This window comes from Bradyrhizobium sp. YCK136 (genome assembly GCF_044570075.1).
GTDB lineage: Bacteria > Pseudomonadota > Alphaproteobacteria > Rhizobiales > Xanthobacteraceae > Bradyrhizobium > Bradyrhizobium diazoefficiens.
The window spans coordinates 7,527,147-7,542,565 of the sequence record NZ_CP172424.1 but is presented as its reverse complement, the minus strand read 5'-3'; the positions used below and the strand labels follow the sequence as shown (position 1 = coordinate 7,542,565).

The following is a 15,419-nucleotide window of genomic DNA, read 5'->3' as shown; positions in this document are numbered from 1 at the left end:
CAATTTCTATTTGATTTCGTCCGGCGCTTGCTGTCGCCGCAAACCGGCGAAGGTCCTAGGACTTTCCGCCGCCGACCTCCCGGATCGGCCGCGATCCGTCCCAGTTCATCGCCGCCTGCCGGACCTTCTCGAAGAACGGCCCCTTGGTGCCGCTGGTGTCGGAGATCTCGATCACCGTTCCCGGATGCGCCTGGGTGTCGAAATAGGCAAAGCGTCCCTTGTCGCCGCCGATCTGGCCCTCGTGGCCGATCCTGTAGCCAAGCGCGAGCGCCTTGTCGTAGAGCGCCTGATAGTCGTGGCTCCAGTACGACATGTGCTGGAGTCCTTCGTGGCCGGCGTCGAGGAATTCCTTGTACAGCGAGGGCGCATCGTTGCGCTGCTGGATCAGCTCGATCTGGAGATCGCCGGAATTGGCGAGCGCAATGCTCATCTCTATGCGAGAGTCCTGGCCGCGATGGCGGAACCAGTCGGTCCGGACGCGGTCCATGTAGTACCAGGGGCCGACGCCCATCACCTCGATCCAGTGCCTCATCGCGGCGTGGATGTCCCGCACCACATATCCGTTCTGGCGCACCGCGCCGAAGATGCGGCTCATGCCCGCGCTCCTCTTGCCTTGTTCACTTGACCTCGATTCACTTGACCTCGATGCCGGCGTCCTTGGCAACCTGCTTCCAGGCCGCGATGTCGCGCGCGTTGATGTCGCGCTGCTCCTCGCCGGGGACGAATTGCGGCGTGATTCCGAGCGCCAGCAGCTTCTCCTTCACCTCGGCATCGCCGAGCGCGTCCTTCAGGGCCGCCGAGAGCTTCTTGGCGACCGACTCGGCAAGGCCCGCCGGCGCATACATCGCCCAGGACAGGCTGCGGTCGAACGCCACGCCCTGTTCCTTGTAGCTCGCGACGTCGGGCAGGCTCGGCGAGCGCTCGCCGCAGGCGGCCAGCGCCTTGATCGAGCCGTCCTTCACCAGCGGCGTCGCGGTCGCCATGTCGAGTGTCGCAAGCGAGATGTGGCCGCCGAGCAGGTCGCCGGCGAGTTTCGCGATGCCGTTGAAGGGCACGTGATCCATCTTGATGCCGCTCTGCTGCATCAAGATCTCCGCGCAGAATTGCCCGGTCGAGCCGACGCCCCAGCTGCCATACTGGATCGGCTCGCCCTTCTTGGCGAGCGCAATCAGGCCCTTGATGTCATTGGCGGCAAAGTCCTTGGTCGCCACCAGCATGATCGAGGAGGTGCCGACGCGGCCGATCGTCGTGAAATCCTTGATCGGATCGTAAGCCAGCTTTGGATAGATCGCGGGCGCCAGCACATGCGTGGTCATGCCGCCGACGGTGATGGTGTAGCCGTCGTTCGGCGCCGCCGCGACCATTTGCGTGCCGAGCGTGCCGGCCGCACCCGTGTGGTTCTCGATATAGATGCTCTGCCCGAGCGTCTTGCCCATCCTATCCGCGAGCAACCGGCCGACCACATCGCCGCCGCCGCCAGCCGCGTAAGGAAGCAGCATCCTGATCTTGTGGGTGGGGTAGGCGGCGGGATCCTCGGCCCGGACGGGCAACGCCGCCGACAGCAATGCGAGAAACGAAAGCGTGACGGTGCGCAACATCATGATGGCTTCCCCTAATCCTCGAAACGAAATCTGTAAGTGTCGCCATGCCGGATCACGCGTCCGGCGGTCGGCGCGGGAAAATGGCCGGTGAGCAGATAGCTCGGCGTATCCGCGAGCTCTTCCAGCAGCGCCATCCGCGTCGCGACCGCCGCTGCCGGATCGACATCGGCGGCATTGGACAGCCACGGCGCAGCGCACTGGATCGGGTGATGGATGACGTCGCCCGACATGACGGCGTGATCGTGGCCGCCGTTGAGGTGGATCTGCATGTTGCCGGCGGTGTGGCCCGGCGCCGGCGCGAAGCGCAAGGCCGCGTCGCGATCCTCGAACAGGCGATGGTCGGTCTCGACCAGTTCGGCGAGGCCGGCGGCGACGACCGGCAGCACGGAATCCTCGAACGAGCCGTGGTTCACCGGGTTCTTCGGTGCGGCATTGTGCGCGGCCTCGAAATGTCGGTACTCCTCGCGTCCCATCAGATAGCGCGCGTTGGGGAAGGTCGGCACCCAGCGGCCGTCGAGGAGCCGCGTGTTCCAGCCGACGTGATCGACATGCAGATGCGTGCACATCACGAAGTCGACCTCTTCAGGCGCAACGCCAAGCGCCCGCATGTTTTCGAGATAAGGCTGGCTGAGGTCGTTCCAGACCGGGACGCGCGGCCGTTTCTTGTGATTGCCGCAGCAGGTATCGACGATGGCGGTCCAGCGCGGCGCGCGCACGAGATAGGAATGATGGCTGAGGATGAAGCGGCCGGTCCCCGGCTCGATATAGCGGTGATCGAGCCAGCTCCGGTTCTCCGCGATCACGGCTTCGGTGACGTTGGCGAACAGCCAGCTCTTGTCGAAGGCGAGCGAAGCGATCTCGCTGACGAGATCGACCCGCATGCCGCCGACCTTGACCTGCCGCATCGCTCAATTCTTCAGAAGTTCGCCGAACGGCACCCAGCGCGTGCCGTCGAAGCGGATCAGCTGGAGGCTCGTCATCGGCGTATAGCGCTCCGGCGAGTTGTTCACCGTGGTGCCGTTAATTAGCATCGGCAGCTTGACGTCCTTGAGCGTCGTCGCCTGCTTCATCACATTGGCGCGGGTGAGGTCGTTGCCGGACGCCTTCAGCACGGTGACCAGCGTCTGCGCGATGGTATAGCCATAGACGTTGAGCCAATCGCTCTTGTTGGCTTCAGGCAGGTACTTGTCCATAAAGGCGAGCCACTCCTTGTAGCCGGCATCGTCCTTCAGCGCGGGGTCGGTCGCATCCTTCAGGTACTGGCTGGAGATGATTCCGGTGGAATTGTCCTTGCCGGCCGGCTCCAGCACGCCGCTGATCGAGGCCGAGACGTTGGAGATGATGGTCACGGGCTTCCACCCGATCTCGCCGATCTTGCGGATCGCCTGCGCTGCAAACTTTGGCGTCGCCGCAACCAGCACCACATCGGCGCCGGCAGTCTTCAGTTGCAGGATCTGCGTGTCCACGGTCGGCGCCGTGGTCTCGTAAGCGGCGCGCGCCACGATCGCCTCACCACCGCCGAGTCCTTCCTCCAGCGCCTTCAGATAGTCCTTGCCGAGATCGTCGTTCTGATAGAGCACGCCGATCTTCGCATTGGCATGGCTTGCCTTGATGTACCTGGCGTAGGCGATCGCCTCGTCGCAATAGGTCGGCTGCCAGCCGACGGTCCACGGAAAGTTCTTCGGATCGTCCCACTTCGCGGCGCCCGAGCCCAGGAAGAGCTGCGGTACCTTGCGGTCGTTGAGGTATTTGTGCACGGCGCTGTTGGTCGGCGTGCCGACGCCGCCGAAGATCAAGAGCACTTCCTCGCTCTCGACCAGCCGCCGCGTCTGCTCCACCGTCTTCGGCGGGCTGTAGGCGTCATCGGCGATGATCATCTGGATGCGCCGCCCGTTGACGCCGCCGTCATCGTTCACCTTGCGGAAATAGGCCTCGGCGGATTTTGCGATCTGCGCGAAAGCCGAGACCGGTCCGCTCAGCGGCGCGGTGGTGCCGATCTTGATGGTCTTGTCGTCGGCGCCGGGATCGTATTTTGCGCTTTGCGCCTGGGCGATGCTTGCCGCGAGCATGGGCAACAGGATGCAGGCCGCGGCCAGGCGAAGGCGGGCAAAGCGCGCCATGAGGTCGTCTCCCCAGATTTGCTCTCCGCCTCTCAAGGGAGCGGAGTTGAAACGCGAGAACAGGGCCCGCAACCGGATTTGCGGGCCGCGACCGTAGCCGCCAGACTGGCAAACGAACGATCGTTCGTACGGTTGACTAGCGAACGATCGTTCGTTAGTCAAGTCGCATGGCTGTCCACACCTCCAGCGCGGCGGCAGCGGCTGCGCCCACCACCCGCGAGCGCATCCTCTCCGAAGCGCTCAACCTGTTCGCGCAGAGCGGCTATGGCGGCGCCTCGATGCGCGAGCTCGCGCGCCGTGTCGGCATTCGCGAGAGCAGCCTCTACAATCATTTCGCCGGCAAGGCCGCGATCCTGGAAGCGATCGTTGCCGAGCATGGCCCGGCCAGCTCGGCGAGCCGGCTGGAGGAGCCGCGCTACAAGCAGCTTGCGCGCCAGCCCGCCGCGTTCTGCCGGCAGTTTGCGCTTGATCTCGTCGAGCAATGGTCCGATCCGCGCGAGCATCAGTTCCAGAAGGTGATCACCGCCGAGCGTAACCGCGTGCCCGGCATCCGTGCCAAGTTCGCCGACCATTTTTACGCGCGCGAGCAGAGCCTGATGACGGATTACTTCCGCGGCTTTGCGCTCGCTGGCCTCGTCTCGACGCCGGATCCGCGCGAGACCGCGCGGCTGTTCGCGGCGGGCCTCATCTATATCCGCCTCGAACATTACGTGATGGGCGCGACGCCGTCGTCGCGGCCGAAGGTGATCGAGGCGATCGACCGCTACCTCGCCTTCTTCCTGTCGCTGATCGCGGCAGGCAATGACGACAACAAGAAACGAAAACCCAAGGGAGAAACGCGTGGCAAGGCTGCCCCTGATTGATCCGGAGACGACGAGCGGCGACATCCGCGCCTCGTTCGACCGCATGCCGGTCAAGCTGAACATCTTTCGCATGATGGCTCATGCCGAGGCCAACATGATCCCGGCGATGCGGCTCGGCAATTCGATCCTGCACAAGCAGAAGCTCAGCGCCGTCAACCGCGAGCTCTTGATCCTCCAGGTCGCCCAGCTCGAAGGCGGCGCCTATGAGTGGCGCCAGCATGTTCCGATCGCGCTCGGTGTCGGCTGTACGCAAGCGCAGATCGATGCGGTCGAGCGCAGTGACTACGATGCAGCCGGCTTAAGCGAGGCTGAGCGCGCGCTGCTCAAATTCGGCCGCGAGGTCGTCGAGAACGTCCGCGTTCCCGAGGCGACCTTTGCCGCCATGCGCCGCCACTTCAGCGACCAGGAGGTCGTGGAATCCATCGTCGCGCTCGGTTTCTACATGATGATGGCGCGCGTCACCGAGGCAACGGAAACCGATCTCGATCCCGCGGCGGGCATGAAGGTCTATGACGGCGGTAAGAAGCAGGGCGGCTGAGATGACGGAAACCGAGACCAAGCCGGAGCGTTACGTCCGTCCGCCGAGCGCGGAATCGCTGGGCGAAGCGCCGGGCAGGGGGCGCCTGAGCGGCCGCCGCATCCTGATCGTCGGCGGCGGCCAGCGCGTGTTCGATGCCTTAACCGATCCGATCGGAAACGGCCGCGCCATGAGCATCCTTTGCGCGCGCGAGGGTGCGAAGGTCGCGGTCGCCGATCTCAACCGCACCTCGGCCGAACAGACGGTGAAGCGCATCACCGCCGAAGGCGGCGAGGCATTCGCCATCGCGGCGGACGTCACGTCCGAGCCCGACGTCGTCCGCATGATCGACGAAGCGCACCGCGCGATGGGTGGGCTCGACGGCATGGTGCTCAACATCGGCACCTTCGGCAAGGTCGGTCTCGATGCCGTCAGCCCCGAGGAGTGGAACAGGATCTACGACGTCAACGTCCGCGGTCCGATGCTGTGCTGCCGCGCCGCCATGCCGAGATTCGACGATGGCGGCGCCATCGTCTTCATTTCCTCGATCGCCGCGCTGAAAGCCGGCTCGCAGATGGCGGTGTACGATTCCTCCAAGGCCGCGCTCGGCGGCCTCATGCGCAACATCGCCCATCTCGGCGCGCGCCGCGGCATCCGCGCCAACCTCATCTATCCTGGCCTCGTCGACACTCCCAACGGCCGCGAAGCCGGCGCCGGCCGCCCATCGCGCGGCAAGGGCCATGTCCCCTTCAGCCGCCAGGCGACCGCGTGGGAGATCGCCTATGCGGTGCTGTTCTTCCTGTCGGACGAAAGCGTCTATGTCACCGCGCAGACGCTCGCGGTGGATAGCGGGTTGAGCGGGATGTGATCGGACCGGTCACTGCGTGGCGAGGCTACGACCGCGACGAGTGCCTGGAAGCACGATGCCCCTTCAGCGTCGCCCCGGCGAAAGCCAGGACCCATAACCACCGTCGGATGTGGTTACGGGAACTCGCAGTTGCCCCCTCGCACCACAACCTCTCCCTGGGCTAATAGGTCCTGGCTTTCGCCAGGACGGCGGCGCTTCCCCAGATTCAGATTGCACGCGCTAGCCATTCCCTCTAATTACTTTGTACAACTGACCAAATAAGATGGTCGCGCGCCGAATGGCGCGATCGAGGATGGAAGCGCAGCATGTCGCAGGACGGATTTGGACTGGCGGGTATCATGGGCATGCCGGTTGCGCATTCGCGCTCGCCCGTCATTCATAATTATTGGCTGAAGGCGCACGGCATCCGCGGCAGCTATGTCCCGCTGGCGGTGAAGCCGGAGCGGCTGGAGGATGCGCTTGACGGGCTGATTGCGCTCGGGTTCCGCGGCTGCAATGTCACCATGCCGCACAAGCAGACGGCGATGCCGATGCTCGACCGCGTCCACGAAACGGCAAAACGCATCGGCGCCGTCAACACCATCGTTGTCGAGGCGGACGGCACGCTCTCCGGCCTCAACAATGACGGCAACGGTTTTGTGCAGAGCCTGCGCGACGCCAAGGCTGACTGGCGCGGCGATGCCGGGCCGATCCTGCTGCTCGGGGTAGGCGGCGCCTCGCGCGCTGTGGTGGTGGCGCTGCTCGAAAATGGCGCGCGCGAGATCCGCATCGCCAACCGCACCGCGGAGAAGGCGCAGGCGCTCGCAAAGGATTTCGGTTCCGCCATCAGCACCGTCGCGTGGGACGACCGCGGCGCCGCGCTCGGCGATGTCGCGCTGCTCGTCAATTGCACCGATCGCGGCATGGTCGGCAAGGCCGCGCTGGAGATCGACCTGTCGCGCCTGCGGCCGGAAACGCTCACCGCCGATCTCATCTACACGCCGCTGGAAACGCCGTTCCTCGCCGAAGCCCGCGCGCGCGGCTGCGTCACGGTCAACGGGCTGGGCCTGCTGCTGAACCAGGCTAGGCTCGCCTTCAAGGCTTGGTTCGGTGTCATGCCCGACGTGACGCCCGAGCTGATCAAGGCCATCGAAGCGACGTTCTGAACCGCCGGGGAGCTTTGCGCCATGACGCTGCCGGTGTCCCCCAGGATCGACTGCCACATCCACGCTATCGATCCCGCCCGCTTTCCCTATTCCGCCGATACGCCGTACCGGCCGAGCGGGCAGGAGATCGCGCCCGCGGCGCAGCTCATCCGCGTGTTCGACGCGTTCGATATCAGGCACGCGCTCGTGGTGGCCACCAACACCGGCTACGGCAGCGACAGCCGCATCCTGCTCGATACGTTGCAGCAGGGCGGCGGCCGCTTTCGCGGTGTCGCCGTCGTCGAGAACGACGTCGACATCAGCGAGCTCGAACGGCTGAAGGCGGCCGGCGTGATCGGCGTCGCCTTCAACGTGCCGTTCCACGGTGCCGCTTACTACCAAGAGACCGCACCACTGCTGGAGAAGCTGACCAGCCTCGGCCTGTTTCTCCAGATCCAGGTCGAGCAGGACCAGTTGCTCGACCTGTTACCGCTGATCGACAAATCAAATGTGCGTCTGGTGTTCGATCATTGCGGCCGGCCCTCCGTTGGGCAGGGATTGCAGGGCAAGGCCTTCCAGGCGCTGCTCGCGATCGGCCGCGAGCGCGACGCACACGTCAAGCTCTCCGGCTATTACAAGTTCTCGCAGCAGCCGCATCCGTATCAAGACGCCTGGCCGTTCATCACGGCGCTGGTCGAGGCCTTCACGCTCGACCGTTGCGTCTGGGGCTCGGACTATCCGTTCCTGCGCGCCCCAGAGCGGCTCGATTACGGTCCGCTGCTCGCGGTGCTGACACAACTGTTTCCCGACCCCGGCGATCAGCATCGCCTGTTGTGGCGAACGCCGGCACGGCTGCTCGGCTTCGACGGCGGGACGGATCAAGCGAGATAACAACAGAGCAAAATGGGAGGGAGGACGTCATGAGGCATTTTGCAGGGCCGGTTAGCATCGCGGTTGCGGCATCGCTGTGGGCGAGCGCGGCCTGCGCGCAGAGCACGGTCTACATCCCCGACGTCATCGAGCTGTCCGGCCCCGGCGCCGTCTCCGGCACCAACTGGCGCGACGGCGTCGCGCTCGCGGTCGACGAGATCAACAATGCCGGCGGCATTCTGGGCCGGAAAATCCAGACCGAGCATCTCGACACCCAGAGCAATCCCGGCATCTCGCGCGCGCAGGTGCAGAAGGTTTTGGACAAGGACCCTTATGTCGTGCTCGGGCCGATCTATTCAGGCTCGGTCAAGGTCAACATGGCGCTAACGCAGGCAGCCGAGATTCCGCAGATCGTCGGCGCCGAGGCCGCCGACATCACCACGCAAGGTAACCCCTGGATATTCCGCACGGCCTTCGGTCAGCAATTCTCGATGCCGAAGATCGCCAACTATCTGCACGACAAGCTCAAGGTGAAGACGGTCGCGCTGGTCTGGGTCAACAATGATTTCGGCAAGGGCGGCCACGACAACTTTCTGAAGGAGATGAAGGCGCGCAATATCGAGATCGCGGCCGATATCTCCACCGAGCAGGGCCAGGTCGATTTCGGCTCCGACGTCATCAAGCTGAAGAGCGCCAAGGCCGACGCGATTTTCGTCTATACCAATGAAGAGGAGAGCGCCCGCTTCCTGATCGAGGCGAAGCGGCAGGGCTTGTCGACGCCATTGTTCGGCGAGACCACGCTGCTGAGCCAGAAGGTGGTCGAGCTCGCCGGCCCCGCCGCCAACGGCGTGCGCGGCCATGTCGGCCTTTCCGCCGACGCTCCGATTCCCGCCATCGAGGACTTCACGAAGAAATTCAGCGAGCGCTACAAGTACCGGCCCGACCACAACGGCATCAAGGGCTACACCGCGGTCTATCTGGTCAAATACGTCACCGAAAAGATCGGCAAGTTCGACAGCAAGGCTTTTGGCGCCGCGATGAAAGGCCTGACCCTGAGGCCCGACAAGGCGCCGGGCATGCTGATGGAAGCGAGCTGGGACCAGAACGGCGACATCGACCGCGCCAGCTTCCTCGCCGAGATCGTCGACGGCAAGCAGAAGATCGTCGAGACATTGCCGAAGCTGAAGGCGGGCAAGGGCGAGTGAGGGACGCCTCGCCCGCGCGATCGCTCCGCCCTCAGAGTTCGTCGAGCGCAGCCCAATGCGGGACGTGCGCGGCGAGCTTGTCGAGCAGGCGCTCGAATTCATTGCGCTCGGCCCGCGTGAGGCACGCGAGCATGGCGCGCTCCCGCTCGCGCAGGGCCGGGATGTATTGTGCGTAGAGCGCCCGCCCGGCCGCCGTCATGAACAACTGCTGGCGGCGGCTGTCCGTCTTGTCGGCGGCACGCCGTATCAGCTTCTTCTTCTCCAGCGCGATGATTCCGCGGCTGATGTTGGCCTTAAGATGGCCGGAGAATTCGCAGATCTCGCTCGCGGTCACGCCCTCTCGGAAATCCAGGAAGATCAGGGTGACGATCTCCGGCCGCGTCAGGCCGAATTCCATCTCGATCCGCCGGAATGACGGCTCGCGGTAGAAGTTCAGCACGTAGCCCATCCTGTAGGCGATCTGGAGTTCGGTGCCGCCTATCACCGCCGCGAGCGGTTTTCGCTCGGGTGAATGGCTCCCGGTGGTGCCGTTCGTCGATTTTCGAGATGGTCTCATATGAGACTTTCTGGTTGCTTTTCGATCCGGCTTGATCTTAACATCGCTGTGAGGCCCGCAAGAACGGCCGTCGACGATAGTTGTGGAGGATCGCAGGAGCATGCCGCTGGCCGGGCAGAGGGTGATGGACCTGTCGTGCGACGGCGAGATCCGGTGCTTCCATGCGGGAACGCCGGAGCATCCGGTCTATGTCGACCAGGTGCGATCGTCCCACGCGGCCCTGCGCAAAATGCCTGTTGTCATGGTCCATGGCGCCGGTCACACCGGGACCTGCTATCTCGCCACGCCGGATCGGAGACCGGGTTGGGCGCCGCGCTTTGCTGCGGCTGGCCGGGACGTGTTCGTGCCGGACTGGCCCGGTCACGGCCGTTCGCCGTCAGGTCCGGACTTTTCGCGGCTTGGAACGCGGGATGTGGCGACGTCGCTGCTGGCGCTGATCGAGGAGATCGGGCCGGCCGTGCTGCTGGTGCATTCGGCGAGCGGTCCGATGGCCTGGTGGATGGCCGAGCGGCGTCCCGATCTGGTCCGCGCCGTGGTCGGCATCGCCCCCGGTCCACCGGCCAATCTGCTGCGCGATCTGCCCGACGATCCGGCAGCGATCCGCGCGCTGCGCGATGACGCCAGCGCCGGTCATCCCGTTTACTCGAGCGAGGATGCGCCGGTATGGCTGACGGCGGACTTTGCCGCCGCCTATTGGGCCAACGGGCCGCGCTTTCCGCACCACGCGTTCGAAAACTACTGCCGCTCGTTTGCGCCGGAGAGCGCACGAATCCTGAACGAGCGCTTCAACATCGGCGGACGGGGGCTCAGGATCGCTGATCCCGAGCGTCTGCGGGAAAGGCCGATCATGATCGTGACCGGGGACCGCGACCCGCGCCATCCGCGCGAGGTGGATGCGGCGACGGCGAGCTATCTCGGCGCCGAGTTCGTCTGGCTTCCCGATCGCGGCATCGAGGGGAACGGCCACATGATGATGATCGAGGACAACAGCGATGATCTCGCCGCCATGATCCTGGCCTGGCTCGATACGGTCGGATGCTGAGATCCCGCGCCCTGCAGGCACATTGGAGGATACCAAGGATGAGACGGATTGCATGTGTCCTTCTGCTGCTGGCGCAGCCCGTCGCGGCACGGGCGCAAGTCAGTGGTGACGTCGTCAAGATCGGCGTCCTCACCGACATGGCCGGCGTGACCGCCGACATCACCGGCAAAGGTTCGGTCGTCGCCGCCGAGATGGCGGTGAGCGAGATCGGTGGCGCGGTTCTCGGCAAGCCGATCCAGATCGTCTCGGCCGATCACCAGCACAAGGCCGATGTCGGCACGGCGATCGCCCGGCGCTGGTTCGATGTCGAGGATGTCGATGCGATCGTCGATGTGCCCAATTCCGGCGTTGCGCTCGCGGTCCAGAGCCTCGCACGCGAGAAGAAGCGGATCGTTCTCTATTCGGGGCCGGGGACGACGGCGTTGACCAACGAGCAGTGCTCGCCCTACGGCTTCCACTGGACCTACGATACCTATGCGGTCTCGCACGGGACCGCGTCCGCGGTCGTCAAGGCCGGAGGCGGCACCTGGTTCATCCTGGCGTCGGACTATGCCTTCGGCCATCAGCTCCAGCAGGACGCGACCAGCGTGATTGCGGCCTTGGGCGGCAAGGTGCTGGGCAGCGCACGCCATCCGCTCAATACGCCGGACTTCTCCTCGTTCCTGCTGAGCGCGCAATCCTCCGGCGCCAAGGTCATCGGCCTCGCCAATGCCGGCAATGACACCGTCAACGCGATGCGGCAGGCCGGCGAGTTCGGGCTGGTGCAGGGTGGCCAAAGCCTCGCCGCGCTGATCCTCTTCCTCCAGGACGTGCACGCGCTCGGCCTCAGGGATGCGCAGGGCACCTACCTGACGACGGCCTCCTACTGGGACATGAACGAGGCGACGCGCGCATGGTCGAAGGCGTTTTTTGCAAAGACCGGCATGATGCCGTCGATGCTGCATGCCGGCGTCTACGGCGCGGTGCGTCACTATCTCAAGGCCGTCGCCAGCGCCGGCACCGACGATGCCGGCCGGGTTGCGGCCGCCATGAGGACGATACCGGTCGAGGATGTCTTCTCGGAGGACGCCAGCATCCGTGAGGACGGCCGCGTCACGCGCACCATGTACCTCGTTCGAGTCAAGAAGCCGTCCGATTCGAAATATCCCTGGGACTACTTCGACATCGTGCGCAAGATCCCGCCTGAAGAGACCGTCTGGCCGCTCGCGGAGAGCAAATGTCCGCTGGTAAAGGCCTCCAGCCGCTAAATCGGAAACGGCCGTCGAACGGGTTGGCAAAGCGGGTTCGCCACGCGCATGATGCTGCGTGATATCTCGCCCTTTTGCGATCCCGGACGACCCAGGAACATGAAAACCACGCTGCTGAAATCCGAAGACTACACCCGCTCGCCCTGGAAGAACGGCGGCGGCATCTTCACCGATATTGCGGATGCGCATCGTGCGGGCAGCCCGACGAAGGATTGGGACAGCCTGCTCTGGCGCTTTGCGTCCACGCCGATCGTGGCGCCCGGTCCGTTCTCCTACATGCCCGGCATCGACCGCTTGCAGATGGTCGTGGGTGGGCGCGGGCTGGTGCTGAAAGCACCGGGGCGGGAATTCGACGAGCGCGAGCCGTTCACGACCGTGCGCTTCACCGGCGAGCTCGAGATCGTGACCGAGCTCGAGGCGGGTCCGGTCGAGGTCGTGAACCTGATGGCCCGGCGCGGTGCGGCGGAGATCGAGCTCCTGGCGCTCCGGGAGCCCGGCGATCGGCCATTGTCCCCCGGCACGCATCTGGTTTACGCGGTTTCCGGCAATTGCAGCATTCGTCTCAATAGCGAGGAGTTTGCGGTTCCCTACGGCAGCACGCTGAAGGTCGAGCTGACCGAGCCGTCCAGGCTGGCGCTCGTCTCGGGGCTGGGGGTGTTAGGTTCAATCCAGCTCGTCGGCTAGATCGCAACTGCGTTGCTGATGCGCACGATCCGTGCAACTGGCTAGGTTGACGCGGCCCCGCCAGCGCACGATATCTGCCTTGATGCAAGCCGCCGCGAAGGGCAGGATATGAGCGCACCAGACAAGAATCCCCCCGCGACGTTGTCCGACGGCGTCGTCGACTGGCTGACCAACGGCACCCGCGACGAGCGCTTCATCGACAATATCTTTGCGCAGATGTGCATCCGCCTCCAGCAGGCCGGCATTCCGCTGAAGCGCTCGACGCTTCATGTCCTGATTCATCACCCGCAATGGCTGGGGGCCCGCTTCATGTGGTCCGACGGCATGCGCGAGGCCGAGATCGCGCGGGTCGATTATGACGTGCGCGAGCGGTCCGAATTCATCGGCAGCCAACGAAATGTTCGACGGGGCGACCGAGGTGCGCGAGAACCTCGAACGCGATCCGGCGCTCGGCCGCAAGCACGCCCTCTATGACGAGATGCGGACGAAGGGCCTGACCGACTATGTGGCCTGGCCGCTCTACCACACCCTCGGCAAGCGTCATCTCATCACCTTCGCGACCGACCGGCCCGGCGGCTTCGAGGAGGCGCATATCGCTGCGCTGAAGAAGCTGTTGCCGGTGCTGGCGCTGGTCAGCGAGATCCGCATCAAGAACCGCCTGGCGCGGACCCTGCTGGAGACCTATGTCGGCGCGCACGCCGGCGAGCTGATTCTCGCCGGCGCTACCCGGCGCGGCACCGGCACCACGGTTCGCGCCGCGATCATGATCTGCGACCTCAGGGATTTCACGAAAATCTCCGACAACTGGCCGCGCGACGACGTCATCGACCTCCTCAACGACTATTTCGACGCGATGTCCGAGCCGATCGCGCGGCACGGCGGCGAGATCCTGAAATTCATCGGCGACGGCCTCCTCGCCATCTTCCCGCTCAGCCAGCCCAACGCCTGCGCAAACCTGCTGCATGCCGTGACCGAGGCTCGAGCGGCCATGGTCGCGCTGAACGAGCGGAATAACGGCAGCGGCCGCGCGCCGCTGAACTACGGCATCGGCGTCCATGTCGGCGACGTCATGTACGGCAATATCGGACCGCGGCCGCCTCGTCGAACTCTTGCGACGCCAGGGGCCATTGCCCCGCGTTGTCGCGCTGCCATTCGGCCGCCACTGCCAACCAGGTCATCATGTTGGCGCCGGCGGTAATCATGCGCTGGATGGCGACCTCGTGGGCCTCGACCGAAACGGCGCCGGACGCATCTGTGACCACAGTGACGTCCCAGCCTTCGCCGAGGGCCTGGATCGTCGGCATCGCGACGCATATCTCGGTCCACAGACCGGCGATGATCAGCTGCTTGCGGCCCGTCGCCTTGACCGCGTCCACCACCTTCTTATCCTGCCAGGTGTTGATGAACGTCCGGTCGATCACCTCCTGTCCGGGGAACACTTCGGTGATCTGGGGGAAGAGCAGGCCACCCCGCTCGGCAATCACGCTCGTCAGGATCGTGGGGACACCGAAGGCCTTGGCTGCCTTCGCGAGAGCTGCCGTGTTGTTGATCACCATCTGCGGTTCGTGGCTGTTCACGTTCGCAAGCTGGTAGGGCTGGTGGTCGATCAGGACGAGCACTGAGTCTTCGGGACGAAGAAGCGAAGCAAGGCCGTTACGAAGTTTCATCATGACATCCTTTGTTGCCGTTCAATGCGGCATCGGTTTTGGGGAGACGCTCGCCGAAGGCGGCGCCACCTGCAGGGCTTATTGCCGTTCCCGTGTTCGATGCGGTAGTACCGTTTTGTGGCGAGCTGTGTCGCGAAATGAGGAACGCCAAAGTGGACATCGAAGAGCTGCGGACATTCGTAGAAGTTGCTGATGCTGGCGGAGTTTCGCCTGCTGCGCTCCGGCTCGGCGTCTCCAAGTCAATCGTCAGCCGACGGCTCTTGCGGCTTGAATCGGAACTTGGTGTCCAGCTTCTTGCACGAACCACCCGCGGCGCCGCTCTAACGGAAGCTGGGGCGACGTTCCGAGACTATGCTGCCAGAGTCTGCACCGAGATCGACGTAGCCAAAGAGACGATCCTGCCTGCCGGCGAGCTTCGTGGACGCTTGCGAGTTGCTGTGCCGCTGTCCTTCGGCTCGAACTACTTCGCCCCCATGATGGCGGAAATGGCGCGACCACACCCTCAGCTCCAAATCCACACCTGCTACAGTGACCAATTCGTCGATCTCATCGCAGGAGGTTATGACTGCGCGATTCGGATTGGCTATCTTCAAGACTCCAATTTGACGCCAAGCGCGTCGGACCGATCTACGGCAAGTTCGTTGCGAGTCCTGGCTACGTCAAAGAGCACGGGTCGCCTGAGACACCCGAGGAACTCGTCGCCCATCAAGCGCTCATGCAGGGCACCGAAACTTGGCAGCTCATGGACGGCGACAAGATCATCACGGTTCGTCCACAGGGTCGCTTCAAGGCTGACAACGGCACTGCTCTGGCGGCCGCCGCAACAGCAGGGCTCGGGATTGCCTACCTCCCCGATTTCCTCACCAATGAATTGCTGGCATCGGGTGCGCTTGTTTCCGTCATGACCCGTCATCCACCACCTCCGGCGGGTGCCTATGTCATCCGCCCGCCAGGCCAGCATCCCGCGCGGAAGATCCGGGTCCTCACGGAATTGCTGGTCGAGCATTGCAATCCGGTCTCGGGATAACGATCAGCTTCGCCTTCACGGCAAAACG

At 64.5% G+C, this 15,419-nt stretch carries 15 protein-coding genes and 2 pseudogenes; 11 read left to right on the top strand and 6 right to left on the bottom strand.

All coding sequences use genetic code 11. The annotated features are described in order from the left end of the window. Positions 1-55: 55 nt before the first annotated feature. From ACFLEY_RS36400 to ACFLEY_RS36385, 4 genes are read right to left on the bottom strand one after another with little or no spacing between them, the layout of a single operon-like run. Complete coding sequence (locus ACFLEY_RS36400; RefSeq protein WP_060910730.1) at positions 56-595, bottom strand: VOC family protein; 540 nt, start codon at positions 593-595, stop codon at positions 56-58. A 37-nt stretch (positions 596-632) separates the two neighbouring features. Then, positions 633-1,601, bottom strand: coding sequence for a tripartite tricarboxylate transporter substrate binding protein (locus ACFLEY_RS36395; RefSeq protein ID WP_060910731.1), 969 nt, complete (start codon positions 1,599-1,601; stop codon positions 633-635). A gap of 11 nt (positions 1,602-1,612) precedes the next feature. Beyond that, positions 1,613-2,506: an MBL fold metallo-hydrolase gene (locus ACFLEY_RS36390; RefSeq protein WP_060910732.1), complete on the bottom strand. Its 894-nt coding sequence runs from the start codon at positions 2,504-2,506 to the stop codon at positions 1,613-1,615. 3 nt (positions 2,507-2,509) lie between these two features. Further along, the gene (locus ACFLEY_RS36385) at positions 2,510-3,721 is read right to left on the bottom strand and encodes an ABC transporter substrate-binding protein (protein WP_211433572.1); all 1,212 of its coding nucleotides are present in this window, start codon (positions 3,719-3,721) and stop codon (positions 2,510-2,512) included. A 167-nt stretch (positions 3,722-3,888) separates the two neighbouring features. Between ACFLEY_RS36385 and ACFLEY_RS36380 the strand changes: the two genes are divergently transcribed. The 6 genes from ACFLEY_RS36380 to ACFLEY_RS36355 all read left to right on the top strand — a co-directional run bounded on the left by ACFLEY_RS36380 (position 3,889) and on the right by ACFLEY_RS36355 (position 9,168). Beyond that, on the top strand, positions 3,889-4,584 hold the full coding sequence (locus ACFLEY_RS36380; RefSeq protein ID WP_060910734.1) for a TetR/AcrR family transcriptional regulator: 696 nt from the start codon (positions 3,889-3,891) through the stop codon (positions 4,582-4,584). Further along, positions 4,562-5,122, top strand: a complete 561-nt coding sequence (locus ACFLEY_RS36375) for a carboxymuconolactone decarboxylase family protein (RefSeq protein WP_028175205.1) — start codon at positions 4,562-4,564, stop codon at positions 5,120-5,122. Before ACFLEY_RS36380 ends, ACFLEY_RS36375 begins: the two co-directional genes overlap by 23 nt. 1 nt (position 5,123) lies before the next feature. Continuing rightward, on the top strand, positions 5,124-5,969 hold the full coding sequence (locus ACFLEY_RS36370; protein WP_060910735.1) for an SDR family NAD(P)-dependent oxidoreductase: 846 nt from the start codon (positions 5,124-5,126) through the stop codon (positions 5,967-5,969). A 305-nt stretch (positions 5,970-6,274) separates the two neighbouring features. After that, on the top strand, positions 6,275-7,114 hold the full coding sequence (locus ACFLEY_RS36365) for a shikimate dehydrogenase (RefSeq protein WP_060910736.1): 840 nt from the start codon (positions 6,275-6,277) through the stop codon (positions 7,112-7,114). A gap of 21 nt (positions 7,115-7,135) precedes the next feature. After that, positions 7,136-7,984 (top strand): amidohydrolase, encoded by an 849-nt coding sequence (locus ACFLEY_RS36360; protein WP_028175208.1) that lies wholly within the window; start codon positions 7,136-7,138, stop codon positions 7,982-7,984. Positions 7,985-8,013: 29 nt separating this feature from the next. Then, positions 8,014-9,168, top strand: a complete 1,155-nt coding sequence (locus ACFLEY_RS36355) for an ABC transporter substrate-binding protein (RefSeq protein WP_060910737.1) — start codon at positions 8,014-8,016, stop codon at positions 9,166-9,168. A gap of 31 nt (positions 9,169-9,199) precedes the next feature. Here ACFLEY_RS36355 and ACFLEY_RS36350 read toward each other — a convergent pair whose 3' ends face one another. Next, positions 9,200-9,616 carry a MarR family winged helix-turn-helix transcriptional regulator gene (locus ACFLEY_RS36350; RefSeq protein ID WP_038966547.1) on the bottom strand — a complete coding sequence of 139 codons (417 nt, stop codon included), beginning with the start codon at positions 9,614-9,616 and terminating at the stop codon, positions 9,200-9,202. A gap of 208 nt (positions 9,617-9,824) precedes the next feature. Here ACFLEY_RS36350 and ACFLEY_RS36345 point away from each other — a divergent pair, with 208 nt between their 5' ends. The 4 genes and pseudogenes from ACFLEY_RS36345 to ACFLEY_RS36330 all read left to right on the top strand — a co-directional run. Then, positions 9,825-10,766, top strand: a complete 942-nt coding sequence (locus ACFLEY_RS36345; RefSeq protein WP_060910738.1) for an alpha/beta fold hydrolase — start codon at positions 9,825-9,827, stop codon at positions 10,764-10,766. A gap of 38 nt (positions 10,767-10,804) precedes the next feature. Continuing rightward, a complete protein-coding gene (locus ACFLEY_RS36340) occupies positions 10,805-12,013 on the top strand; it encodes an ABC transporter substrate-binding protein (protein WP_060910739.1) in 1,209 nt (402 codons plus the stop codon). Positions 12,014-12,112: 99 nt separating this feature from the next. Beyond that, a complete protein-coding gene (locus ACFLEY_RS36335) occupies positions 12,113-12,697 on the top strand; it encodes a HutD family protein (protein ID WP_060910740.1) in 585 nt (194 codons plus the stop codon). Between the two features lie 108 nt (positions 12,698-12,805). Beyond that, a pseudogene (locus ACFLEY_RS36330) lies at positions 12,806-13,790 on the top strand (adenylate/guanylate cyclase domain-containing protein); the annotation flags it as partial. On the opposite strand, the gene ACFLEY_RS36325 reads toward ACFLEY_RS36330, so the two are convergent. After that, entirely contained in the window at positions 13,765-14,364 is a 600-nt protein-coding gene (locus ACFLEY_RS36325; protein WP_082757212.1) for a hydrolase, read from the bottom strand. The pseudogene ACFLEY_RS36330 and the gene ACFLEY_RS36325 overlap by 26 nt on opposite strands. Positions 14,365-14,516: 152 nt before the next feature. Here ACFLEY_RS36325 and ACFLEY_RS36320 point away from each other — a divergent pair. Continuing rightward, positions 14,517-15,391 (top strand): annotated as a pseudogene (locus ACFLEY_RS36320) (LysR family transcriptional regulator). Positions 15,392-15,419: the final 28 nt, after the last annotated feature.